Annotated in this window: 24 protein-coding genes; 5 read left to right on the top strand and 19 right to left on the bottom strand. The window is 44.2% G+C overall.

Annotated features, from left to right (window positions below; translation table 11 throughout):
• The 4 genes from ppaX to hprK all read right to left on the bottom strand — a co-directional run bounded on the left by ppaX (nucleotide 1) and on the right by hprK (nucleotide 3,765).
• Nucleotides 1-645 (bottom strand): pyrophosphatase PpaX, encoded by a 645-nt coding sequence (ppaX, locus tag ACXAEA_RS04000; protein ID WP_475094648.1) that lies wholly within the window; start codon nucleotides 643-645, stop codon nucleotides 1-3.
• Nucleotides 635-1,579, bottom strand: coding sequence for a nucleoside recognition domain-containing protein (locus tag ACXAEA_RS03995; protein ID WP_475094647.1), 945 nt, complete (start codon nucleotides 1,577-1,579; stop codon nucleotides 635-637). The genes ppaX and ACXAEA_RS03995 overlap by 11 nt, the downstream gene beginning before the upstream one ends.
• Before the next feature lie 72 nt (nucleotides 1,580-1,651).
• Nucleotides 1,652-2,464, bottom strand: coding sequence for a prolipoprotein diacylglyceryl transferase (gene lgt / locus ACXAEA_RS03990; protein WP_475094646.1), 813 nt, complete (start codon nucleotides 2,462-2,464; stop codon nucleotides 1,652-1,654).
• Nucleotides 2,465-2,829: 365 nt separating this feature from the next.
• Nucleotides 2,830-3,765 (bottom strand): HPr(Ser) kinase/phosphatase, encoded by a 936-nt coding sequence (gene hprK, locus ACXAEA_RS03985; protein WP_475094645.1) that lies wholly within the window; start codon nucleotides 3,763-3,765, stop codon nucleotides 2,830-2,832.
• A 244-nt stretch (nucleotides 3,766-4,009) separates the two neighbouring features.
• On the opposite strand from hprK, the gene nagA reads away from it, so the two are divergent.
• From nagA to ACXAEA_RS03965, 4 genes are all read left to right on the top strand, one after another.
• A complete protein-coding gene (gene nagA, locus ACXAEA_RS03980) occupies nucleotides 4,010-5,182 on the top strand; it encodes an N-acetylglucosamine-6-phosphate deacetylase (RefSeq protein WP_475094644.1) in 1,173 nt (390 codons plus the stop codon).
• Nucleotides 5,183-5,205: 23 nt separating this feature from the next.
• On the top strand, nucleotides 5,206-5,931 hold the full coding sequence (gene nagB, locus ACXAEA_RS03975) for a glucosamine-6-phosphate deaminase (RefSeq protein ID WP_475094643.1): 726 nt from the start codon (nucleotides 5,206-5,208) through the stop codon (nucleotides 5,929-5,931).
• Nucleotides 5,932-6,071: 140 nt separating this feature from the next.
• Nucleotides 6,072-6,299 (top strand): DUF2164 domain-containing protein, encoded by a 228-nt coding sequence (locus ACXAEA_RS03970; RefSeq protein ID WP_475094642.1) that lies wholly within the window; start codon nucleotides 6,072-6,074, stop codon nucleotides 6,297-6,299.
• A 97-nt stretch (nucleotides 6,300-6,396) separates the two neighbouring features.
• Complete coding sequence (locus tag ACXAEA_RS03965) at nucleotides 6,397-7,125, top strand: N-acetylmuramoyl-L-alanine amidase (RefSeq protein WP_475094641.1); 729 nt, start codon at nucleotides 6,397-6,399, stop codon at nucleotides 7,123-7,125.
• Nucleotides 7,126-7,165: 40 nt separating this feature from the next.
• Here ACXAEA_RS03965 and ACXAEA_RS03960 read toward each other — a convergent pair whose 3' ends face one another.
• Genes ACXAEA_RS03960 through ACXAEA_RS03945 form a run of 4 tightly spaced genes read right to left on the bottom strand, consistent with a single transcriptional unit; the run spans nucleotide 7,166 to nucleotide 9,164 of the window.
• Nucleotides 7,166-7,522, bottom strand: coding sequence for a phage holin family protein (locus ACXAEA_RS03960; protein ID WP_475094640.1), 357 nt, complete (start codon nucleotides 7,520-7,522; stop codon nucleotides 7,166-7,168).
• Nucleotides 7,523-7,525: 3 nt separating this feature from the next.
• A complete protein-coding gene (locus ACXAEA_RS03955) occupies nucleotides 7,526-7,717 on the bottom strand; it encodes a PspC domain-containing protein (protein ID WP_475094639.1) in 192 nt (63 codons plus the stop codon).
• Nucleotides 7,718-7,730: 13 nt separating this feature from the next.
• Nucleotides 7,731-8,828, bottom strand: coding sequence for a DUF4097 family beta strand repeat-containing protein (locus ACXAEA_RS03950; RefSeq protein ID WP_475094638.1), 1,098 nt, complete (start codon nucleotides 8,826-8,828; stop codon nucleotides 7,731-7,733).
• An 18-nt stretch (nucleotides 8,829-8,846) separates the two neighbouring features.
• The gene (locus ACXAEA_RS03945) at nucleotides 8,847-9,164 is read right to left on the bottom strand and encodes a magnetosome magnetite crystal formation protein family (RefSeq protein WP_475094637.1); all 318 of its coding nucleotides are present in this window, start codon (nucleotides 9,162-9,164) and stop codon (nucleotides 8,847-8,849) included.
• A 322-nt stretch (nucleotides 9,165-9,486) separates the two neighbouring features.
• On the opposite strand from ACXAEA_RS03945, the gene ACXAEA_RS03940 reads away from it, so the two are divergent.
• Nucleotides 9,487-10,326 carry a polysaccharide deacetylase family protein gene (locus ACXAEA_RS03940; RefSeq protein WP_475094636.1) on the top strand — a complete coding sequence of 280 codons (840 nt, stop codon included), beginning with the start codon at nucleotides 9,487-9,489 and terminating at the stop codon, nucleotides 10,324-10,326.
• 773 nt (nucleotides 10,327-11,099) lie between these two features.
• On the opposite strand, the gene uvrA is transcribed toward ACXAEA_RS03940, so the two are convergent.
• The 11 genes from uvrA to ACXAEA_RS03885 form a co-directional block, all read right to left on the bottom strand.
• Nucleotides 11,100-13,979, bottom strand: coding sequence for an excinuclease ABC subunit UvrA (gene uvrA, locus ACXAEA_RS03935; protein ID WP_475094635.1), 2,880 nt, complete (start codon nucleotides 13,977-13,979; stop codon nucleotides 11,100-11,102).
• Nucleotides 13,980-13,986: 7 nt separating this feature from the next.
• Entirely contained in the window at nucleotides 13,987-15,966 is a 1,980-nt protein-coding gene (uvrB, locus tag ACXAEA_RS03930) for an excinuclease ABC subunit UvrB (protein ID WP_475094634.1), read from the bottom strand.
• Nucleotides 15,967-16,225: 259 nt separating this feature from the next.
• A complete protein-coding gene (locus ACXAEA_RS03925; RefSeq protein ID WP_475094633.1) occupies nucleotides 16,226-16,459 on the bottom strand; it encodes a CsbA family protein in 234 nt (77 codons plus the stop codon).
• A 128-nt stretch (nucleotides 16,460-16,587) separates the two neighbouring features.
• A complete protein-coding gene (locus ACXAEA_RS03920; protein WP_475094632.1) occupies nucleotides 16,588-17,829 on the bottom strand; it encodes an EAL and HDOD domain-containing protein in 1,242 nt (413 codons plus the stop codon).
• A 134-nt stretch (nucleotides 17,830-17,963) separates the two neighbouring features.
• On the bottom strand, nucleotides 17,964-18,530 hold the full coding sequence (locus tag ACXAEA_RS03915; protein ID WP_475094631.1) for a DNA-binding protein: 567 nt from the start codon (nucleotides 18,528-18,530) through the stop codon (nucleotides 17,964-17,966).
• 222 nt (nucleotides 18,531-18,752) lie between these two features.
• On the bottom strand, nucleotides 18,753-20,471 hold the full coding sequence (locus tag ACXAEA_RS03910) for a methyl-accepting chemotaxis protein (protein ID WP_475094630.1): 1,719 nt from the start codon (nucleotides 20,469-20,471) through the stop codon (nucleotides 18,753-18,755).
• Between the two features lie 175 nt (nucleotides 20,472-20,646).
• Nucleotides 20,647-21,591, bottom strand: coding sequence for a peptide ABC transporter permease (locus ACXAEA_RS03905; protein ID WP_475094629.1), 945 nt, complete (start codon nucleotides 21,589-21,591; stop codon nucleotides 20,647-20,649).
• Between the two features lie 18 nt (nucleotides 21,592-21,609).
• Nucleotides 21,610-22,449 carry an ABC transporter permease subunit gene (locus ACXAEA_RS03900; RefSeq protein WP_475094628.1) on the bottom strand — a complete coding sequence of 280 codons (840 nt, stop codon included), beginning with the start codon at nucleotides 22,447-22,449 and terminating at the stop codon, nucleotides 21,610-21,612.
• Nucleotides 22,450-22,496: 47 nt separating this feature from the next.
• A complete protein-coding gene (locus tag ACXAEA_RS03895) occupies nucleotides 22,497-23,009 on the bottom strand; it encodes a hypothetical protein (RefSeq protein ID WP_475094627.1) in 513 nt (170 codons plus the stop codon).
• Nucleotides 22,993-23,469, bottom strand: a complete 477-nt coding sequence (locus tag ACXAEA_RS03890) for a hypothetical protein (protein WP_475094626.1) — start codon at nucleotides 23,467-23,469, stop codon at nucleotides 22,993-22,995. Before ACXAEA_RS03890 ends, ACXAEA_RS03895 begins: the two co-directional genes overlap by 17 nt.
• 252 nt (nucleotides 23,470-23,721) lie before the next feature.
• Nucleotides 23,722-24,348 carry a nitrite reductase gene (locus ACXAEA_RS03885; protein ID WP_475094625.1) on the bottom strand — a complete coding sequence of 209 codons (627 nt, stop codon included), beginning with the start codon at nucleotides 24,346-24,348 and terminating at the stop codon, nucleotides 23,722-23,724.
• Nucleotides 24,349-24,358 lie beyond the last annotated feature (10 nt).

The raw sequence follows: 24,358 nt of genomic DNA, 5'->3' as shown, positions 1-24,358 counted from the left end.
TTACACCCCGAGAATTGGCAGAATGTCAGCCATTTTTTCTAATATATAGTCTGGCTTGTATTCTTCAAGATGCTCTCTTCCTTTTACAGACCAGGAAACACCTGCTGTTTTTGTGCCGGCGTTCTTTCCGCCGAGGATATCGTGATGGTTATCGCCGACCATGATGGCACGGTCAGGCGAGGAACCTAGCAAGTCCAATGCTTTCAAAAGCGGCTCTGGATCCGGCTTCGCTTTTTCGACATGGTCAAGCGCGACGATAACTTCGAAAAACTCGTCCAATCCTGTCAGCTTCAAGCCCATTTGAACGACGTCGGAAAGCTTCGTTGTGACGATTCCCAAGTGGAAACCATTTTCTTTCAATGTCCTGACTGTCTCGTACACACCATCAAAGCTTTTTACCAAAAGATCATGGTTTGCCAGATTGTAAGTACGGTATGTTTTGATCATTTCCTCATAGCCTTCAGGATTCACTGTTTCGAATGTTTCTTTTAGCGTCGGCCCTAAAAACGGAAGGACATCCTCCCGCTTGTATTGTCCGGGATAATAAGATTCCATCGTATGAAGGAAGGATGAAATAATTAATTCATTTGTATCAATCAGAGTCCCGTCCAGATCGAACAGGACTGTGTCTATCTTATTGCTCATATACTGCTTCCTTTCTTTTTGCGAGGTCCGCGCGGTTCCAGATGAACGCGACCGTGATTGTCAATAATATGGCCACTCCAAGGCGGATTAATAACAATGGCAGCACCGGAATCCCAAGCGGAACAAAAATCAATGTATCTTCAACGACTGCGTGGCAGGCTACGAGGAAAATGAACGCAAGTGTGACGTCCTTTTTGCTGACTCCATCCTCCTGGACCGCCTGAATCATCACACCTGCTCCGTACGCAAGGCCGATCAGCAGGCCTGCTGCCATCGTCGTTGAGGTGTTCTCTTTCATGCCAAGCGCCCTTGTAGCTGGTGCCATCCACCTTGAAAAAACAGCAAGCCACTGCTTATCCTTCATGATTTGTACAATTACCATCAGCGGAATGACGATAATTGCCAGCTGGAAAATGCCGATTCCTGCTTTCGTGATGCTTTCAAGCAGAATTGGACCCCAGCCGCTGACACTTTCACCCTTGGCAGGAACCATACCGTATTTAGCGATTTCCGAACCACCATGCCAAACGAGGTTAATCACAACAGCAGATAATAAGGCTAAGCCGATCCTGACAAGGACAATAATCCACAGTTTGACGCCAACCTTGACGGCAACACTTGATTCAACAAGCATATTGTGTGAAAAACTCAGCATCACCGCGATGATGAATACTTCTTTTACTGTCAAATCCAGCGTCAGAATGGCTCCGATGGCGGCATACAAATTAAGGAAATTCCCGATGACAAGCGGTATTGCTGCATCTCCTGACAATCCAATCAACGACATCAGCGGGGTGATCAACTCAATCACCCACGGCAGGACAGGAGTGTACTGAAGGATTGAAACGATCAACGTAACGGGAAAAATGACTTTTCCAAGGTTCCAAGTCGTCTTCAAGCCTACCATTAATCCTCTTTTCAATGAAGAACCCATCGAAGCATCTCTCCCATTTTTTCGCCATAAAAATTCTGATTTAATAGCTCTCTCTATTTAAGACCGTAAAATTTAGTTTTCAAGATAACGTACTTTTGAGTATCCCTTCACTCTTCGGTAAATCCATAGCGCAATTGCAACAACGATCAGCGCAATTGAGATTGTCTGAGCGATACGCAATGTTTCCGTCAGCATCAGGCTGTCTGTGCGCATTCCTTCAACAAAGAAACGCCCTATTGAATACCAGATCACATAGCTGAGGAAAATCTCCCCTCGGCCGAGATTAACCCTGCGCAAGGACATCAGCAGGATGAAACCAAGCAAGTTCCAGATTGATTCATATAAAAATGTTGGATGATAATACGTTCCATTGATATACATCTGGTTGATGATGAATTCAGGAAGGTGCAGGTTCTCCAAGAATGCCCTGCTCACTTCCCCGCCATGTGCTTCCTGGTTCATGAAGTTTCCCCAGCGTCCGATTGCCTGGCCGATGATCAGGCTTGGTGCTGCAATATCCGCAAGCTGCCAAAAGGAAACATTCCTGGACTTCGTAAAGAAATATGCGGTTGCCACTGACCCAATCAAGGCGCCGTGGATCGCAATCCCGCCATTCCAGATCTTAATGATTTCTGATGGATACTGGCTGTAGTAATCCCATTGAAAAATTACATAATATAGACGCGCTGAGATAATTGCAATCGGAATGGCCCATAGCATCAAATCCGCAAAAATATCTTTCGGCAAACCCCGGCGTTCTCCTTCACGCATGGCGAGCCAAAGCGCAAGTGCTATTCCGGCGCCGATTATGACCCCATACCAGTGGACCTGGATCGGCCCAAGCGAAAAGGCAATCGGGTCGATTGGCTGAATATTGTTTTCCATGTCATTTCCCCTTTTTCTACAAGAAAAGCGCAAGCGCCTTGTCCAGCCCCGACAAGCGCTGGAGGGCCGACCGGTGAAGTCGTTCTTTGACTTCACCTGAGCGGACCGAAATTGAAAAGTATGGCCGACTGTCCAGAAACGCAGAAACTGGAGACTCCGACAAAGAAGCGCTTTTTGCTTCTGCGGGCGGAGTTGAAGTTTCGGAGTTTCTAGGAGGCTACACTAGACAAGCGACTCGAGGGGCTAGGCGCTGGAGCTGGACACTTCTCGGTGAATTTTATATATACTTTTAAAAAAGTCATTCGTATCAACACTTTGGCCATTCTTAATCAAACGTTTGATTAAGAATTTTTTAAGGCAACAGCTTAATGTTCATCATGGTCGCCGTCTTCGATGACGTCGGACAGCCTGTTGGTGAATTGTTCAGCTGCGTTCACGCCCATGCGTTTCAGCCTGAAGTTCATCGCTGCTACCTCGATAATGACTGCGAGGTTTCGGCCTGGACGGACTGGAATCGTCAGTCTGGTGATATCCGTGTCGAGAATTTTCATTTTCTCTTCATCTAATCCAAGTCGATCATATGCCTTTTTCTGATCCCAAATCTCGAGGTCGATAATCAGTGAAATCCGCTTGTGGGAACGTACAGCACCTGCACCAAACAGCGTCATGACATTGATAATGCCAACACCGCGAATTTCGAGGAGATGCTCTATCAAGTCAGGTGAGTTCCCAACCAGGGTCCCGATATCTTCCTGGCGTATTTCCACGCAATCATCCGCAACAAGACGGTGTCCCCTTTTTACCAGTTCAAGCGCGGTTTCACTTTTACCGACACCGCTTTTTCCAGTAATCAGGACGCCGATTCCATAGAGATCGACTAATACACCGTGAACCGCAGTGGTTGGTGCCAGCTTGCTTTCTAGATAGTTTGTCAAATGGCTGGAAAGCCGTGTTGTTTTTAACGCTGAGCGCATCACTGGAACTGATTCTCTTTCTGCTGCCTCAATCAGTTCGGCAGGAACCTCCCTGTCTCTCGTGACAATGATGCCTGGAGTAATATCTGTACAGAGCTTTTGCATCCGCTCTGCCCGGTCGCGGGGGTCCAATTTTTCAAAAAAGGTAAGCTCTGTTTTTCCGAGCAGCTGCAAACGTTCTGCAGGGTAATATTCAAAGTAACCGGCGATTTCGAGTCCTGGCCTTGAAATGTCAGTCGTCGTAATCGGACGGTTGATGCCTTCTTCTCCACTTACCAATTCCATGTCAAATTTCTTGATGATATCTTTTGTACGGACTTTTGGCAAAGAAGTTCCTCCTTTATTAGAACGTTTAATTTCCACATGATAACAATATTATTTATTTTAGCATTTTTTAAGCAAGAACCAAATATAACTCGCTAAAAAACAGGCAAACAGCTCTTCCATTTCTCATAAACTTTTATTGACGACATTAAACAACCGGTCTAAGGCTGCCATTTATGGACGACAATCATTTCACATCTGTATAATTTATGGCACAGAGGGTATAACGAAAAGGACAAGTGATAGTATGAAAAATTTACTTCTCATCGGCGGCAATGTTTTAACGGAAGATGGACTGCTTGAGCACGGATTCGTATATATCAAGGACGGCAAAATCGCTGGAATAGGACCTGCCTCTTCTACTCCAAATCACGAAGCAGAGACCATACAACTTGCGGATGACAGCACGATTGTTCCCGGCTTCATCGATGTGCACATCCATGGTGCAGGCGGCGCCGACACGATGGACGCTACAACAGAGGCACTGAAGACAATGGCATCTGTCCTCCCTGAAGAAGGGACCACCAGCTTTCTTGCAACAACAATCACCCAAGGTCAGAAAGCGATAATGAAAGCTTTGGAGAATGCTTCGGATTTTATCTGCAACCATAATCAGCCAGGGAAAGCGGAAGTGCTGGGGATCCATCTGGAAGGACCTTTCATCAATGAAGTCCGTAAAGGGGCCCAGCCTGCAGAGCACATCATCGCTCCGGATATCCAGCTTTTCGCCAGGATGCAGGAAGCCTCAGGAAACAATATACGCCTGGTGACACTTGCCCCTGAAAAAGAAAACGGCTATGAGCTCATTACTTATTTAGCGGAACATGGGGTCATTGCATCAGTTGGTCATTCTGACGCCACTTTTGGACAGATGGCTGAAGCAGTAAAAACTGGAGCCACCCATGTCACCCACTTATTCAATGGCATGCGCGGGATTCATCATCGCGATCCAGGGGTTGCTGGTGCCGCTTTACTATTTGAAGAATTAAAGGCTGAGATCATTGCCGACGGAATCCACGTCGTCCCTGAGATGGTCGACCTTTCGCTCCGGGCAAAAGGAACAGACGGCGTCATATTGGTTACCGATTCAATGAGGGCGAAATGCCTTAAGAACGGTAACTATGATCTTGGCGGGCAGAAAGTGAGTGTCGCTGACGGAAAGGCGCTGTTATCCGACGGAACCCTTGCCGGCAGTATTTTAAGAATGAAAGATTCCTTGAAGAATTTGATGCAATACACAGGTATCAGCCTGTCAGAAGCAGTGAAGCTTGCAAGCGAAAATCCCGCCAAGCAGCTGAAGGTTTTTGATCGGAAAGGCAGCATCACACCAGGAAAGGATGCCGACCTCGTCGTGCTCGACAGCAATATTGAGGTTACGATGGCATTTTGCCGGGGAGTTGCCAGCTTCAAGCGAATGTAACAGATTCTAGAGAGGTGATAACATTGAAGATGATCACGACAAATGACTATGAAGAGCTAAGTCAGCGAACTGCAGCGGAAATCATCTCCCGTGTAAAAAATAATCCAAAGCTGAACCTTGGCCTGGCTACTGGCAGCACTCCGATTGGTGTCTATAAAAAGCTCATCGAAAACCATAAAGATCATTTGACATCCTACAAAAAAGTAAACACTTTCAATCTTGACGAATATATCGGGATCTCCAAGAAAGATCCAAACAGCTATCACCAGTTCATGTGTGAAAAATTGTTCAGCCATATTGACATACCTCTAGACCAGACTCATATCCCGGATGGCACAGCAAAAAATCTTGAGGAGGAATGCAGGCGCTATGAAAATTTTCTCAGCGAGCACGGCGGAATCGACCTGCAAATTCTCGGAATCGGGCAGAATGGCCATATTGGATTTAATGAACCGGGAACCCCTTTCGGAAGCAGAACCCATATCATCAATCTTGCCGCAAGCACGCGAAGGGCGAACTCCAGATTTTTCGAGTCGCCTGAGGACGTTCCCACTCAGGCCATCACGATGGGAATCGCCTCCATCATCGAAAGCAGGGAAATCTTTTTACTTGTTTCTGGCCGTTCCAAGGCAGAAGCACTTGGGCGGTTGATGACTGGCGGAGTGAGTGAGCAATTCCCCGCATCCATCCTGAAAAACCATCCGAACGTAACGATTTTCGCTGATAAAGAAGCAGCGGCATTAATTTAACCGCCATGTCGAAAGTGAAATATATTAGCTTATTTCCACGGAAATAATCGAAGTCGTATGTCGAACTTCATCTTAACAGGGCATTATCGTGTCTTCTTAGGATAAAATGGGGTAAAAGATCAAAAGAAGGAGTAAATCCAATGCTAAAAAATTTTCCGGTGGATGACCATGCAAAGCAGTTAATGACAGATGAAATCAAACGTTATTTTCTTGATGAACGCGGAGAGGAGCTAGGGGATCTGGCAGCTTTGCTCATGCTTGAATTTTTCGCAGACAAGCTCGCACCTCATTTTTACAATGCAGGTGTCCAGGAAGCACATGATTTTATGACACAGAAGCTTGAGGATATATTTGAACTGAATAAATAGTGCAGAAGGTGACTTTTTGGGATGGGCACTATGTCCTTTTTCCGTCTTTGCTCATATATATACTTTGTGAGGAAATCTTTTATCGGAAGGTGTGATGATGATGAAGATCATGCTTGATGCTGGGCATGGCTACAACACCCCGGGTAAGCGAAGTCCTGATGGCATGAGAGAGTATGAGTTTAGCAGAGCCGTAGCCAATTATGCAAAACAGCTGCTGGCAAACTATCAAAATGTCACTGTTTACTTTTCTCATTCTGACAAGGCGGATGTTTCTTTGCAGGCAAGGACGGATAAGGCGAACAGCCTCAACGTGGATATATTTGTTTCAATCCATGCCAATGCTTTTGGCAGCGGCGGCTGGAATAATGCCAGCGGAATTGAGACGTATGTATATCCTTCAAGGCCTCCTGTGGCTTATCAGCTTGCCCAGAAAATCCAGCGAAACCTGGTCGTAGCAACCGGTTTGGATAACCGCGGGTTGAAAACAGCAGACTTCCATGTCCTTCGCGAGACAAAAATGGATGCTGTACTAGTTGAATGTGGGTTCATGACGAATCGGGAGGAAGTGAAACTGCTCCGCTCGGAAACGTATCGCAGGACGATCGCAGAAGGAATTGTCAAAGCACTGGCTGACCAATTCAAGTTGAAGCGAAAGGCAAACCCAGCGCCTGCAGCTGCTCCTGCCTCAGCCAAATCGCCTGCTCCTGCCAAAAGAGGCGAACTTTATAAAGTTCAGGCTGGCGCATTCGAAACCGAGCAAAGCGCAGAAGAACTTGCTGAACGCCTGCGAAAAGCAGGATTCGATGCATATATTGATACAGACTGACTAAAAGGCCGGCACTTCTGAGTGCCGGCCTTTGCCATAGTTATTTTTTTGATTCTCGTAACACCGTATTCTGGATAATCAAATTCGCTGCCGACATTATGATTGCAGTCAACAGCGCCATGCCAAAACCTGCAATTTCAAACGAACTGCCCATCAGGCTGTCAGTCAGCATCAGCGTGATCGCATTGATGACGAACAGGAATAACCCCAGGCTGAGCACCGTCACCGGTAATGTCAGCACAATTAATATTGGCTTAACCAATATATTCAGAATCGAGAGAATGAAACTTGCTCCAAGAGCTGCGCCGAAACCCGATAAATAAATTTCATCCTCAAAGTAACCAGCAAGCGCCATGAAAAGTACTGCATTGATTAAAATACCTAGAAACCACCTCATCTGTTAGTGCCCATCCCTGTTTGACATTACAAAGACCAGTACAAGATAAAGGAGCGCCATTGGAAAGACGGCCGTGCTGAACACTAAGATTACAAACAGGATCCTTAACAGCGTCGCATTCATACCGAACGCTTCCGCCGCGCCTCCGAGCACTCCTGCCAGCAATCGATTTGTCCGTGAGCGCATCAATTTCATCCCTAACACCTTCCTATTTCAAGATCGACTTTTTAACAGCTATGGAGCCTGTCTTCGCGTCTGCATAAAGACTTACTGCATTCATGCCGACATCCGCTGGTTTAAAACGGAGCGTCTTTTGCACCATATCACTTTTCTCTTCTACAACCTGGATTCCATCCAGTTCGATCGTGAAGTTCCCAAGATTCGATTTCAGTTCACCGCTGGCTTGCGTTTTTTCCGGCAGGCTCACATCGATGCTGCCCGTGGTTGCCTTCACTTCAATGCTTTGGCAGTCATTATTGTTGACTAAACAAGTGATGTTTCCATTGAACGACTGTAAATCAACCTGATTGAAATATCCATCCACCTTGATCGCTCCGTGGATCGTCTCTGCTTCAAGGTCCCTGATTGCACTGCGGTGAATGTCAATCTGTCCGTTCACAGTTTCAGCTTCAAGTTTGCTGCATTCCATACCTTCTAGCAGCACTTTGCCATTTGCAGTCTTCGCACGGCAATCCTTTATATTCAAGTTTTCACCGTGGATCGATCCATTAAACAGGCGAATCCGGACACTTTCGTAATCTTCTTTCGGAACATGGACAACTGCATCCACCTTCATCCACTTCTGCTGTACTGAGAAGCGCAGTTTTTGACCTTCAATCGCAAAAACAGCATCCCCCAGGAATTTCCGCCTTGCTTCATCCTGGTTTTCTACGCGGTAGACCTTAGCACTGCACTCGATTCGCACATCCCTTTGGTCCCATGGCACCACTTTTACAGAACCGTTTGCCATATCAATATCAATCTGGTTCAGATATGCATCACCTTGCTGGAAAATATGGGTGATGTCGACTGATTTGCCAAAGTTCAAATCCAGGTCGAAATCCTTAATCTTCTTAAAGGCTGTATCTACGAAATCAAGCACCTTATCTTTTACCGAATTGAATGTATGCGCATGGAAGTCTTCCTTTTTAGCTTCTTCAAACTTTACGGAAGTGGACAATGCCGTAGTTTTTTCTTCAGGCTTTGCACTTCCTTTTTCCATTTGCTCAATCAGGAACAAAGCTTCATCCACCGTCATTTTCCCCTCTTCAACCAACTTTAAAATCCGTAACCGTTCTTCCTTCATATTCTTTTCCTCCCCGCTTTAGCTCTTTATATTCAATACCTTAATACCTTTCACTAAATTCCATATCAAAACAATGAACCCTACTAACACCATCAGTATCGCACTGCTAAACATCAATAAAGGAAACTCTCCCGCTCCCCTGGTGATATTGAGATAAACCGCCAACAAAACGAGCGGCAACGGAACCAGCGGGATGAGGTGAGAAAATAACGCCTTCTTTGCATGCCCCTTCACCTCTTCATCCTCTGAGGCAAAATATGCAACCAAAGGAAACAAAATTCCTGCAAACATAACGCTGAAATAACATAAAGCTGACAGAATCCTTTTGGTATCCATCCTCTTCATCTCCTTAGCAATTAATACGCAGTGAGACGCAAGAAGTTTCATATCTTGGTGAAATAAGTTCGACAAAGTGAATGCGAACCCTCGCAGAAATTAAGATGATTTAGCATAAGTTTAGTGAAGCAAAAAAATAGGCTTTTTCCACTATTTACTCATTTTAATAAAACTAGTTAAATATTATTCTGTAATAGAAGAGAAATATTTATGTAACAAAACTGAAATATAAATGTCTATCTAAGCAGGAAGCAAATTAGAAATCAGCGAGGGATGCAGAGTGTTCAGCTTGAAGAGTAAAACAGCAAAATGGTGTTCAGTGGTGTGTTTAATCGGGGGTTTAGTCACGTCCTCTTCAGTAGTGGCAAGCCAGGTTAAAAAAACGGACTTCAAAGTGGCAAGTCAACCTCCTGGAGAGATTAAACTGGCATACGTACGGACAGGAGATATACTAAAAAAAATCGATACAAAGCTTCCTAGATTTGAAGATACGGACGACACTATTAAAAATAAACCCCAAATCCCAACGACCATTCCTGGAGATGAAACTTCTCAAGAACCTTCTAAAATTGTTTATCTAACATTTGATGATGGTCCTCACAAAGTTTCTGAACAAATATTAACGACACTCGATGAGTATGACGCTAAAGCAACCTTCTTTATGCTGGACGGCAATATGAGGAATTATCCTGAGGCGGTAAAAAGAATGGCGGAAGACGGACACAGCCTTGGAGCACATGGAGTTACTCATGATAAAAAGAAAATATATAAGTCTCCACAAACCGTTATCGCTGAAATGCACCAAACCCTAAACACAATCAAAGAGATTGCCGGAATTGACTCCTCCATGATCCGCACTCCATATGGAAGCGCTCCCCATATGACAGAGCCTTATAAAAAAGCAGTCAATGATAAGGGGTATCAGATGTGGGATTGGAACGTTGACAGCAAGGATTGGTATTATCGTGACCAAAGGCTGGTTGATTACACAATCACCCAGGTTATCGAACAGTCCATGAAAAAAGAACCGCTCGTCGTCATCCTCTTCCATGAAAGAGAAGAAACATTAGAGCAGCTGCCCGAATTGCTAAGGTACCTAAAAGAACAGAATTATAGTTTTAAAGCGTTGGATGCGAAAATGACACCGATACATTTGAAATAGCTGGCCAATTGCACATCATTCTCTTTTATGTGACCGTTATCTTGGGTTTCCCATCACTTAGGTCACATAGTTCTTTTCTATGTGACCGTTATCTTGGATTTCCTCTCACTTTGGTCACATAGTTCTTTTCTATGTGACCGTTATCTTGGATCCACACTCACTTCGGTCACATAGTTCTTTTCTATATGACCTTTATCTTGGATTCCCACTCACTTCGGGCACATAGGTCTTTTCTATGTGACCGTTATCTTGGATTCACACTCACTTCGGGCACATAGGTCTTTTCTATGTGACCGTTATCTTGGATTCACACTCACTTCGGGCACATAGGTCTTTTCTATGTGACCGTTATCTTGGATTCACACTCACTTCAGGCATATAGTTCCTTTCTATGTGACCGTTATCTTGGATTCACACTCACTTCAGGCACATAGTTCTTTTCTATGTGACCGTTATCTTGGATACCCACTCACTTCGGTCACATAGTTCTTTTCTATGTGACCGTTATATTGAATTCACACTCACTTCGGTCACATAGTTCACTTCTATGTGACCGTCATCTTGGATTCCCACTCACTTCGGGCACATAGGTCTCTTCTATGTGACCGTTATCTTGGATTTCCTCTCACTTCGGTCACATAGTTCTCTTCTATGAGACCGTTATCTTGGATTCCCACTCACTTCAGGCACATGATTCACTTTTAAAAAGTGACTGCGCTATATACGAATATAAAAAAGCTCTTCCGATTAATCGGAAGAGCTTTTCCATGATATTAAGCATTGCTGGTGCTTTTTTCTTTTTCCTCGATATGATCCTTCATTCGCAGTCTGTCGCGTTCGAGGATTGGTTTCAAGTACTTGCCTGTGTAGGATTCAGGGATTTCAGCGATTTGTTCCGGTGTACCGGTACCAATAATCGTACCGCCGCGGTCTCCGCCTTCTGGTCCGAGATCCACGATATAATCGGCAGCCTTGATAACGTCGAGGTTATGCTCGATTACCAGCACTGTGTCGCCATTTTCAACGAGACGCTGAAGGACGACTAGCAGGCGGGAAATGTCATCGACGTGGAGGCCGGTTGTCGGCTCATCCAGGATATAGAGCGAGCGGCCTGTTGAGCGGCGATGCAGCTCGGAAGCAAGCTTGACGCGCTGGGCTTCCCCTCCGGAAAGTGTCGTCGCCGGCTGGCCGAGTGTGATGTAGCCAAGCCCGACATCGTAAATCGTCTGCAGCTTGCGGGCGATTTTAGGGATATTAGCGAAAAATTCGACTGCGGCTTCAACCGTCATATCAAGAATTTCAGAAATGTTTTTCCCTTTATATTTCACTTCCAGCGTTTCGCGGTTGTATCGTTTGCCATGGCAGACTTCGCATGGAACGTACACGTCAGGAAGGAAGTGCATCTCGATTTTGATGATTCCGTCGCCGCGGCAGGCTTCACAGCGCCCGCCTTTGACGTTAAAACTGAAGCGGCCCTTTTTATAACCCCGGACTTTTGCTTCATTTGTCGTAGCAAATACGTCGCGGATATCATCAAAAACACCCGTGTAAGTAGCCGGATTCGATCTTGGTGTACGTCCGATCGGCGACTGGTCGATATCGATGACCTTGTCGAGATGATCGACACCCTTGATTTCCCTGAACTCGCCTGGCTTGCTTTTTGCGCGGTGCAGCCTCATGGCGAGCGATTTATGAAGGATTTCATTAATCAATGTACTTTTACCAGAACCGGATACACCGGTAACGGCCATGAAAGTACCTAGCGGGAACTTCACATTCACGTTCTTAAGATTGTTTTCCTTCGCGCCTTTGATTTCGATGTAGCGGCCATCTGGTTTTCGGCGTTCAACAGGCAGCGGGATGAACTTTCTCCCTGATAGATAATGCCCTGTCAGTGAGTTAGGGTCTTCCATTACTTCTGCAGGTGTCCCCTGTGAGATGATTTGGCCGCCATGCACACCAGCGCCGGGACCGATGTCAATCAGGTAATCGGCCGCGAGCATCGTATCTTCATCATGCTCGACGACAATCAATGTATTGCCGATATCACGCATATTTTTCAGCGTGTCGATCAGCCGGTCATTATCTCGCTGATGCAAGCCGATCGACGGCTCATCCAGGATATAAAGGACTCCTGTCAGACGGGATCCAATTTGTGTCGCAAGCCTAATCCGCTGTGCTTCACCGCCGGAAAGCGTTCCAGCCGCGCGGCTCATTGTCAGATAGTCAAGTCCGACATTGATCAGGAAGCCTAGCCGCTCCGTGATTTCGCGAAAAATCATGTTGGCGATTTTCATTTCTTTTTCAGAAAGCTCAAGGCCCTGGAAAAATTGGTGAGCCTCCTCGACAGACAATGTTGTCACTTCACCAATATGGCGGCCATCCACAAGGACAGCAAGACTTTCCCGCTTCAGCCGGTAGCCTTTACATGTCGGACAGGCGTGCTCGCCCATATACTTTTCCATTTGCTCACGAATATAATCGGAGCTGGTTTCTTTATAGCGACGCTCGATATTTTTGAGGACACCCTCGAAAACGATGTAGTTTTCACGCACTTGTCCCCAATCATTTTCGTACCTGAAATAAATCCGGTCCTTCTCAGAACCATAGAGGATTTTATCCATCTGGCTGTCAGGCAGGTCTTTTACCGGAACATCCATATCGATTCCATAATGGCTGCAGACAGCTTCAAGCAGCTGCGGGTAATATTGCGAACTGGTCGGTTCCCACGGAGCAATGGCATTCTGTTTTAAGCTTAGCTCCTTGTTCGGAACGACGAGATCAACATCCACTTCAAGCTTCGCACCAAGTCCGTCACATTCCGGACATGCTCCGAAAGGACTGTTGAACGAGAACATGCGTGGTTCCAGCTCACCTATTGAAAAACCGCAGATCGGGCAGGCATGATTTTCACTGAACATCAATTCCTCTTCGCCGATTACGTCAATCAGGACATTCCCTTCGCCAAGCTTAAGCGCTGATTCAAGGGAATCCGCAAGACGGGCAGCGATGCCTTCCTTGATGACAATCCGGTCGATCACGACTTCGATTGAATGCTTCTTATTTTTCTCAAGCTCGATCTCATCCCCAAGATCATGCATCTCGCCGTCGATACGGACACGGACATAGCCTTGCTTTTTCACATCCTCAAGAACTTTGGCGTGTGTGCCCTTTCTGCCCGAAACAAGAGGCGCAAGAATTTGCAGCTTCGTTCTCTCAGGATATTCGAGCACACGGTCGACCATTTGCTCGATTGTCTGTGAAGAAATTTCAATATTATGCACCGGGCAGACAGGACGGCCTACCCTTGCGAATAATAATCGTAAGTAATCGTAAATCTCTGTCACCGTCCCTACTGTTGAACGGGGATTTCTGCTTGTTGTTTTCTGGTCGATGGAGATTGCCGGAGACAGCCCTTCAATCGAATCGACATCCGGCTTGTCCATCTGGCCGAGGAACTGGCGCGCATATGCTGATAACGACTCAACATAGCGGCGCTGCCCTTCGGCATAAATCGTATCAAAAGCAAGCGACGACTTTCCGGAACCGGAAAGCCCTGTCAGCACAACAAGCTTATCTCTCGGAATGGTGACATCTATATTCTTTAAATTATGGGCCCTGGCGCCTTTCACGATCAGTTTATCCATAGCCATGTTATCGTCATCCTTCCGCTTTCAACTCAAGAATGAGGTCACGCAGCTCGGCAGCACGTTCGAAGTTGAGTGCCTTCGCCGCTTCCTTCATTTCCTTTTCCATATTTAAAATCACTTGTTCGCGATCTTTCTTGTTCAGTTTCTTTAAGCCTTCTGCCGGGCTGTAGCCTTCCTGCTCCTCGGCAGCAATCGTTGCCCGGATCACATCGCGGATTTCCTTCTGGATGGTCTGCGGTGTGATGCCATGCTTCTCGTTGTATTCTTCCTGAATGGCCCGACGGCGCTTTGTCTCGCTGATCGCCTTTTCCATCGAATCAGTCATCTTGTCAGCATACATGATGACATGCCCGCGGTTATTCCTCGCTGCACGGCCGATTGTCTGGATCAGGGATCTCTCTGAACGGAGGAAGCCTTCCTTATCGGCATCAAGTATTGTAACGAGTGAAACCTCCGGAATATCAAGCCCTTCTCTTAAAAGGTTGATTCCGACAAGCACATCATACTTTCCAAGGCGAAGCTCGCGGATGATCTCGATTCGTTCAAGCGTTTTGACTTCGGAATGCAGGTACTGGACTTTAATGCCGATTTCCTTGAGATAATCGGTCAGGTCCTCGGACATTTTTTTCGTCAAAGTCGTAATTAGGACGCGTTCGTTGCGTTTCACGCGGTCCTGTATTTCGCCGATCATGTCGTCAATTTGCCCTTCAATCGGTCTTACATCGATTGTTGGATCAAGCAAGCCTGTCGGACGGATGATCTGCTGGACCATTTCCGGAGTATGCTCCAATTCATAAGGTCCAGGTGTTGCTGAAACAAACACAGCCTGGCTGACATGCTTTTCAAACTCCTGGAACGTGAGCGGACGGTTATCCATTGCCGATGGCAGACGGAAACCGTGGTCAACAAGCACCTGTTTTCGTGCCTGGTCACCATTAAACATTCCCCTTACTTGAGGCAATGTAACATGCGACTCATCAACGACAATTAAAAAGTCATCCGGGAAATAATCAAGCAGCGTGTATGGAGTTGCACCTGCCGGCCTTAATGTCAGGTGGCGCGAGTAGTTTTCGATGCCGGAGCAGAACCCCATTTCACGCATCATTTCAAGATCATACCTGGTCCGCTGTTCAAGCCTCTGCGCCTCGAGCAGTTTTTCTTCGGCACGAAGCACTTCGAGTCGTTCTTCAAGTTCTTTTTCAATGTTCTCAATCGCAACCCGCATTTTCTCTTCGCGGGTGACGAAGTGGGATGCCGGGAAGATTGCCACATGGTCGCGCTCCCCTATGATTTCCCCAGTCAATGCGTCAACCTCGCGGATACGGTCGATCTCGTCTCCGAAAAATTCGACCCGCATACAGTGTTCATCGCGTGAAACCGGGAAAATCTCTACTACATCTCCGCGGACTCGGAATGTCCCGCGTTTGAAGTCAATATCATTCCGCTCATACTGGATATCCACAAGCCTGTGCAATAGCTTGTTCCGCTCGATTTCCATGCCTGTCCTCAGCGATACGACCATGTCCCGGTATTCATCCGGATTACCGAGGCCATAGATGCAAGATACACTGGCTATGATGATGACATCCTTGCGCTCAAATAATGAAGATGTCGCGGAGTGGCGCAGTTTATCGATTTCATCATTGATGCTGGCATCCTTTTCAATGAAGGTATCTGTCTGTGGCACATAGGCCTCTGGCTGATAATAATCATAGTAGCTGACAAAATACTCGACTGCATTGTTCGGGAAAAATTCCTTGAACTCACTGTACAGCTGGCCAGCGAGCGTTTTATTATGGGCGATGACAAGCGTTGGCTTGTTCACTTCCTTGATTACATTCGAAATCGTGAATGTCTTCCCTGTCCCTGTCGCACCGAGCAGCGTCTGATGCTTCTTGTTTTCGTGAATGCCTTTTACCAGCTCTTGAATCGCCGCAGGCTGGTCACCCTGCGGAGAATATTTCGAGACTAATTCAAATTGGTCCTTCACAGAAAAGCCTCCTGTAATTATAAATTTCCTCTATATAAGCCTTACTTAGTTGTAAAAAGTCATATCCTCATTCTACCACAAAGAAGGTAAAACAAACCAACAAAAAGCGAACAAACATTCGAATTAATATTTTTGACGAAGACGTAAATGTTGCAGCCTGTCAGATTTTCGTTAATCAAACGTTTGATTGAAGTGTTGTTTTACCTTTTATAATAAGAAAAAACCCGCCGAACAATATTCGACAGGCTCATTGTAAAAATTATTGCTTCTTCCTGTTCCGCTTCATCATCTGGTTCGCAAAATAGAAACCGACGGTTAATGAAAAAGCATCGACGACAATCAAAAGGAAGGAATCCGTGTATCCTTTATAGACAGAAGCGGCAATCAACGCGACAGTCAGCACAAGTGCAAGGATATGATTATAGGCAACCCTGGTAAAAAACACGACCATGAATCCAGGCAGGAAAAGTGCGGATAAATACTTCAGAACCAAATGAACACCTCATTCAAAAAAAATAACGAAATTTCGAAAATCTCTTATTTATGAATATATCTTTTTTAACGGCAGGTTACAAGAAACTTTGTCCATGCAAAAAAGCATGCATAAGCATGCTTAGATGATCAGGGACTTACTTCGCTCAAAACCTTGGCTGCCCAGTCACTCGCCTCGCCATAGAGTCTGAAAAGTTCCGCTTTCGGCATAGCGGTTGGATTGAAGGATAGATCTTTATCTTCATGGAATGCCTTTTCTATTTCTTTTAAGAATTCGAGCATCATGAATTCATCATTCTTTTCACCCGACAACGCAGCCTTTAACTCATTGCTTAGCGGAAGATCTTCAAGCAAATCTTCCATAGGATGATGCAGCAATGAATCCATTAAGGAAAACATCCCGAGCAAAAAGTACTTGGAGGCAAGTATTTCTCTGCCAACTTTCCTGCCGATCAATTCTCCGAGCTTCCCGCGCTTGAGCGATAATTCGATAATTTCCCGTTCCTTCGATTCGCCTGCACCACTGTCTGCCCCTCTGATTGCGAGAACATAAATCCATTTTTTGATCTCGTTTAACCCTAATAGGATGATTGCTTGTTTAATAGATGAAACTTCATTCCTGGGGCGGAAAACTGGGTTATTGATCAGTCTCAGCAATTTATAGGAAAGCGAGATATCTTTTTCAATGATGTCTTTGATTTTTTCCAGGTCCGGTTCCGGACTCTCTATTTCTTTTAAAATTTGAAAATACGAATGATAGTAAGATGGAATATCATAGCTATTTAAAATCACAGGCTTGCTGAAGTAGAAGCCCTGGAAATAGACAAAACCATCTTCTTTTGCCTGTAAATATTCTTCAATCGTTTCAACCTTTTCAGCAAGGAACTGAATGTTCCTTCCTTTTATAAAACGGATCATTTCCTGCCTGTCACTTCGGCTGGTTGTCCTGAAGTCAATCTTGATGATATCAATATAATCCAATATTTTAATTGTGAGGTCGTTCCATTGTGAGACAAAGAAATCATCAAGCGCAATGGTATATCCGTGTGATTTCAACTCTTTGCATATTGAAAGAATTTCTTCATTCAATTCAACCGTTTCAAGGATTTCCACAACGATCGATAATGGATTGAAGTAAGATGGCACACCCAGCTTCAAGAGTTTTTCAGTAAAATTGATAAAACATGGCTTGCCATTTGATAATTCTTTAATCCCAATATTCAAAAAACTATTCACAATCACATCAGTAGTAGCCTGATCCCCATTTGTGTGCTGATAATTATTGACTGTACTGCTACGGTAAAGAAGTTCATAGGCAACTGTCTTTTCATTAATATCAAATATCGGCTGCCTGGCAACATAAATATCCATCTGGAATCCCCCTGGAAACTTCACGAAAACCCAATTCTGTAAATATTAAACAATAACTTTGTAGGAAAAATATACTATTATTTAACAATTATAACAAGGGGTTATAGGTATTTACCATAATTTATATTATTATTTCAGGAATAAGGTTTATCAGTAAGCCGCTTAATTTTTTTTCGGATCGACTCTCTTGTTCTCCCCAGTATTTCTGAGATTTCAGCCAAGGTTTTTCCACAACAGTAGAATTCCAGCAGCTGTTTTTCTTCCCGCTTCGTCCATGCTTTGTAGTTAGTAATTTGCTTCGCGACTTTTCGCTCTTCTGCTACCCATTCCGGTTCAGGCGGGAGTGCATTAGGTTCAAGCTTTGAAAAATCGATTTTGCTGCGGTTCATATCTGCCCAAGTCCAGAATTCATCGATATTGATAAAAGTAAATCTCTTCTTATTGCGGGTAATGCGCTGATGTGAGTCAAGGTCATGATTGAGGATCCATTGCATGACGGTATTTCTGTCGATATGGAGGAGCTTTGCCAGCTCACCAGCTGTAAGCATTCCTGTGTAAGATTTAGTGTGGGAAAGGCCCATTCTCGTAACTTTCACTTCGAGGGCAACGAGGCTGCGGTTGAGTTTTTTTGCGATAACAGACAATGATTGGCTGCCAAGCTGGTCCTTGATCAGCTGTAAATCTTCAGGTGCATACTTCATCTTAGATCCAAACCGTCCTTCAGTCTAAAATTACTACCATTTTGATTTTTCCTTGGCTAATTAAAACACATTTTAGCACGCTAAAGAATACCCACCATTGTATATTCAACTATTTTCCAGTAAATGATAGAAATTTGAAATTATTAACAAAGAAGTGCGCACCTATTAATAAAGCAGCTAATTCTGCAATTAGCTGCTCCAGTTTTACTTAATTGATTGGTATCATAATTTAAATTTTCCTGTCAGTTCTTTCAACTTTGCCGACATGTTAGAAAGACCTTCAACTATTTGAGCCATGTCGGAAATGAAAATATCCTGTTTATTGGTAATTGATACAGTTTGCTGTGTGCTTACTGCTGCTTGTTCAGCAATTTTTGCTGTTTCTACAGCAGAAGCAGTAATTTCCTCCGCTGAAGCGGACATTTCTTCAGAAGTGGAGGTAACCTCTTGTATTTGACTAGTCACACCTTCGATCGATGACTGGATAGAAGTGAATGCTTCTCCAGCTTCCGAAACCATTTCAATCCCTTGTTTAACATCATCCTGGACAACATCCATGGCCGTTGCTGTATTTTTTGTATCTGCGTTTATACGCCCGATTATTGCCTGAATGTTTTCTGTCGATTTGGCTGACATTTCCGCAAGTTTTCTGACTTCCTCAGCAACTACCGCAAAACCTTTTCCTGATTCACCAGCACGAGCAGCTTCAATAGCTGCATTCAGGGCCAGTAAATTAGTTTGAGACGAAATCCCGCTTATCATTTCAACTATTTGTGAAATTTCATCCGAATGACTTTTTAATGTCAAGATTAATGAAGAAGAATGATTAACCGAATCGCTTATTACCTGCATTTGCTCGATAACCTGTTTCAGGTTTTGATTTCCTTTGCTCACTTCATTTAATGTACGGACAGCTAGTTCAGTTGCCGCATTAGATGATTCTGCAATATAGCTGACCCCATTAGACATCTCTTCGATTACACGTACACTTTCGTTCAGGCTCTGATGCTGCGAGGAAGAATTTACCGAGATAACTTCCATAGTGCTTGCAATTTCCCTGCTTGCTGATTTTGTTTCATTTGCCTTGGTTAGAAGGATTGTTGAAGTATCATTCAACTCCAGACTATACTTATTGATCGTTTGGATAATGCCCCTTAGATCCTGAAGCATCTTATTGAAGGATAGGGTCAATTTTCCGATTTCATCCTGTCGATTAGAGTCGACACTTACGGTAAGATTTCCACTGCCAATAGCTTCAGTATTTTTGGATAAAAGCTGAAGCGGTTTGGTAATTGAAAGAGTTACTGCTACAGTAATAATAATGCTGATTATTAAAATTCCAGAAATGATGAAGAGCATCTTCAAGCTATTGGCTTCTATTCCGTTATAGACTTTTGAAACATCAAAATCCGAACCGACAATCCCTATTATTTCTCCAGACTCCGTTTTAATGGGAACATACGCAGATACAAGACCGCCATATTCCTCCGTATTGGTCATTTCAATTTCTGTCTTCCCAGATTCAAATGCCCGGACGATTGCAGGGTAATCCTCCATCCCTTCCTCTTCATCTCCCAGCTGGGAAGCATCATCTGAATCCAGGGGCATGCCATCGACCATATAATAGTATTTATAGCCATCACCGGATTTTTCCCGTTTCATTGTATACAAATACGTGAGTCCATTTGTTTCTCTTATTTCATTCAACTGGCTCCGCAGTTCTTTGTAATACTCAGTCTCACCTGATTGAATAATTCCTTTGTATTTTTCAATATCAATCAGATCGGCAGCTTTTTGGGATATTCCTTCCGCTTGTTCACTAACCGTATTTTCGACTAGTTTTTCTGACGCTTTAATAGATACATAGCCAATAATTAAACCGGAAAACAGGATTAACCCAGAAAAAACAAGCAACATCTTGACTTTGATGCTTTTACCCATGCAGTAAACTCTCCTTAAATCGAACAAAATTAATAGGAATAAAGACCTACTAATTATACATTTTACTTTATTTGGTTTTATTGTAAAATACTGATCCGGGTAAAATTTTCAAAAGAAAAAACGACTTTCTCGGAAGCCGTTTTTCTAGCGATATGTACGATGCGATTTAGGATAACTACATCTCCCTGTTCTTCCGCACCATATCCTTCTGCTTGAACCAGTCGCTTAGCGATTTATTGATCATCGCCACGCTCAGGGCGGTAAGCGTGAAGAACAGGATCGGGACGTAGATGATCCATTCATTGGTCAGCAGGAATCTTGTGTTGACTCCAATCAGCCCTGACCATTCATGTGTGACGGATGATGGCGGGTCGCCTCCACCGAAACCGAAGCCGAGGACGGTGCCGCCGAATAGAACTTTCAACACGCCAAGATGGACAAGCAATGTCAGCACCTGCAAAAATTGCTGCCCAAAGATCAGGATCCATTCCTCATACAGATGGGGCAATACATGCTTAAAGAAAATATGCCGTTTGCTGCCTCCGAGGGTGATCGCTGCCTCGACAAACTCTTCTTTCCAGATCCTGCGTTTCTGCTCTGCCAGCTGGATTGTCAGAGCCGGCAGAGCTACCATGATCAGGATGACGAACTCATATAGTGCCCTTACCCAAAAAGGGTGATGGAAGCCTTCGAACGTGTACAACACAACTGTTCTTAGCAAGAAATAGGCAATCAGCGTCTGTGGGAAGAAGGACAGCGGTTCTGACAGCCTTTTCAGCCAGTTGAACCCTCTGTCCGGAAACCTGAAAAGCAGATAGCTGAAAAGGATGGAAAACAGCATCCTGAAAATGGCGACAATCAAGGTGATTCCGATTGAATACTTCGCTCCTTCGATTACGGTATGTAGCATGTCATAGCCATACATGTCAGAACCGAGCAGAAAGACATCGAATGGCTTATATGGCGGAACCTTTTCCAGATTGCCGCTTTCATCATAGAAGAACGGCTTCTGCCTGATTTTCCCATCATTCAAAACGGTATTAAGGATGCTGAGGGTCATCAGGATGACCAAAAATGAAACTCCAAAAATGAACTTTTTTGTTTTTAATAAAGCAGCCATGGCGCCAACCTTCCTTATCTACCTTCTCAAATCTATCAATCTGTAAATGATGAAAAAAGGAGTAAAAAACAAGATACAACTGAATACAAAAAGTTCAATTGAAATGTACCTGATGTTGAACATCATCAATCCACCCATATTGAAAAGATACTCCACCATGACGAGCGTGGAGAGCATCATCCAGATGATGGTTTTAAAGTGGCTAAGCAGGTCATCGGCAATATTGCGGATGACATGTACGTTCAGCAGGTAAAAAAATGACAGACCTTTTGCTTTTGCAAAAATGACGTAGTGTTTTTCCAGTTCATCATAAATTTTCAAAACGATGACCTGAGTCAGGAACAGGAAAATCGGCAGGCTCAAGCTTAATAAAGGCAGCAGGAACGCCTGGTTGTCGGAGCCGAGGGAAACCGTTTGGACCAGCTTCAAGCCATATGCTTTGTTGATCCAGATAAATAATGCTTGTAGCAGGAAAATAACGACGATATCCGGAACAGTGCGGATGATTTCTATGAAACTTAGAACATAATCTTTCTTATTTTTCAGGGTAAGGACAATGATGTAGGAAAAGATGAAGGCAAGGATGACAGCAAATAGGAAGGAAAGGCCGAGTGTTTTCAAAGAGTAAAAATACCTTTCTGCAATCGCCGGCAGCAGCGCGTGCTCGCCATCGTAAGTCAACCCGCTCAAGGTGAAAACTTTTACAACTAAGCCTTTAACACTCGCAATATAGCCGTCTGTGTCAAAACTTAAATCTCTCAGGAAGACGGGAAGGCTTCCGATGAAAATGAAAATGAATACCCCAACAACGTACTGCACCATCACTTGGGCAAGACGCAGCGTTCTATTTATGATCATAATTAATCCCCTCAGCTTGATTCATGGTGATTAAATTATAGTGGACATCACGGTGTTTTTCCAGTTATTTCATGATGCGGTTTTTTCACACTTAAATGATAGAACATGATCATCATGCTTTGTGATAACAGGTAAATCGGGAATGACCAGTACATTTTGTAGCCCTTGTCAAAATGAAACAAACCAAGCTTGAGGCTTATCCATTCCATCAACATCGAAAAAGACGACCAGACAAGGATATATGGGATGATTTTAAGCCGGGAAATATTCCATTTTACATAAAAATAAAGAAAGAAATAACCATACGGCCCGTACATGATGTAACTGAGGAAGTCGATGAACTGGTACGATGAGTTATCGTTGACATCGTAAAAGTCCCATGGCTTGATGCTGATGGTGTGGTCATAAAAAAGGCCAACATAAATACCAAAGAGATAATAACCGACTGCCTCTAATTTGCTGAAGATTCTTGGTGCGAACCAAATAGCCACATTCATGACAATCATGCTGCCAATCACAAACCACTCGTTTTGATTAAAAGCGTTATCGTACGTTTTCATTTTGACGGTTCTCCATTAGCTGTATGATTTTGAATACTCCAATTGCCACCAGCAAAATAGCGGTATTCAATAATGCCGTATAAAAAAAGTTCCAGCGCAGGTATGTTAAAAGGTGAAAATGGACCGCCAGCTTATGCAGGCCCAGCAAAACACCAAGTGCGAGCAGGAATATCGCCAGTCTGGAAATCGTTGTTTCAGCGCGTATGTAAAAATTGATAAAAATAACCGCCGTCATTGGAGTCAAGATATCCCGGCACAAGATCAAGGCGACAAACAGCCAATCATCCTCCGTCATTTTATATAGGCCCCATTCCAGCGCAAACAGCGTCAGGCATTGGCGCGTAATGATCGCCGATACCATAAATATCAGCGAGTTCTCAAGGAAGTTGAGTGTTTTTTTGACATGATAAGCAAAATGCAGGTACAGGATTGTAATTGTGAGATAAATCGAGAGTACCATGTTGACATCCTTTTTAGAGAAAATTTATCTGCCATACTTCATAGGAATGCCCAGCTTGGAAGGGATTATTCTGAGGGTTGGTTAGAAAATCGGTTGGTGCATAATTGAAATACATTTTTTCAGGAGCAATTTTGGAGGACAGATCGGATTGGTATTTTTGAAATCAAAAAAGCATAAGGGGCTTTTGGGCACCTTATGCTCAAAAAATCTATTATTTCTATAATTTAATGTCGAGTTGATGATGATGAGCACTCAAATCAATAGCTCCAGGATCTGATCTTTGCCAAAGCGATTAATGAATTTATGCATTTGCTCACGTCTTTTTCCATGCTCAGCATAAATTTCAATTAGTCTCTCAACCTTTTCATAAAGCTCTTCCGGTGTCAGCTGTTCGAACAACAAGCTTCCTGGTGCCGCATCCTCCCCTTTTGATTTGCCCCCCGCATACAGGTTATAGCCATCTTTTATTTTCATGATGCCAATATCGTTTATGAGCGGCTCTCCGCAGCCAACCGGGCACCCTGTATAGGCCGGTTTGAGGGTAAATGGCACTGGCTTACCGGCAATCCTTTTATTCATCTCAATTGCGACAGGCATTCCTTCTTCCTCCGCCCCCTTGCAAAAATTGCATGTACGCAGGCTTTTAACAAAGCTTCCGACAGGGTAACAGCTCAGCCCAGCCTGTTCAAATTCGACCACTGCCTCTTCCCTCCGGCTTTCCGGTATTTCAATATATAGCTGCTGAAAGGTGGTCAGCTCGAGTTCCTGGCCTTCATCCATGTATTTGGCTAAAACAAGCAGCTGTTTAGCATTCAGTTTGGAGCCAAAACTTATACCGCCATTGACAGCAAGCTTCACCATTTTTTCTATCGCTTCCATCTCGTAACCT

The organism is Mesobacillus sp. ABV4_180 (assembly GCF_056158485.1).
Note: the sequence above shows the minus strand (reverse complement) of the source record. Positions and strands in the feature narration are given on the sequence as shown.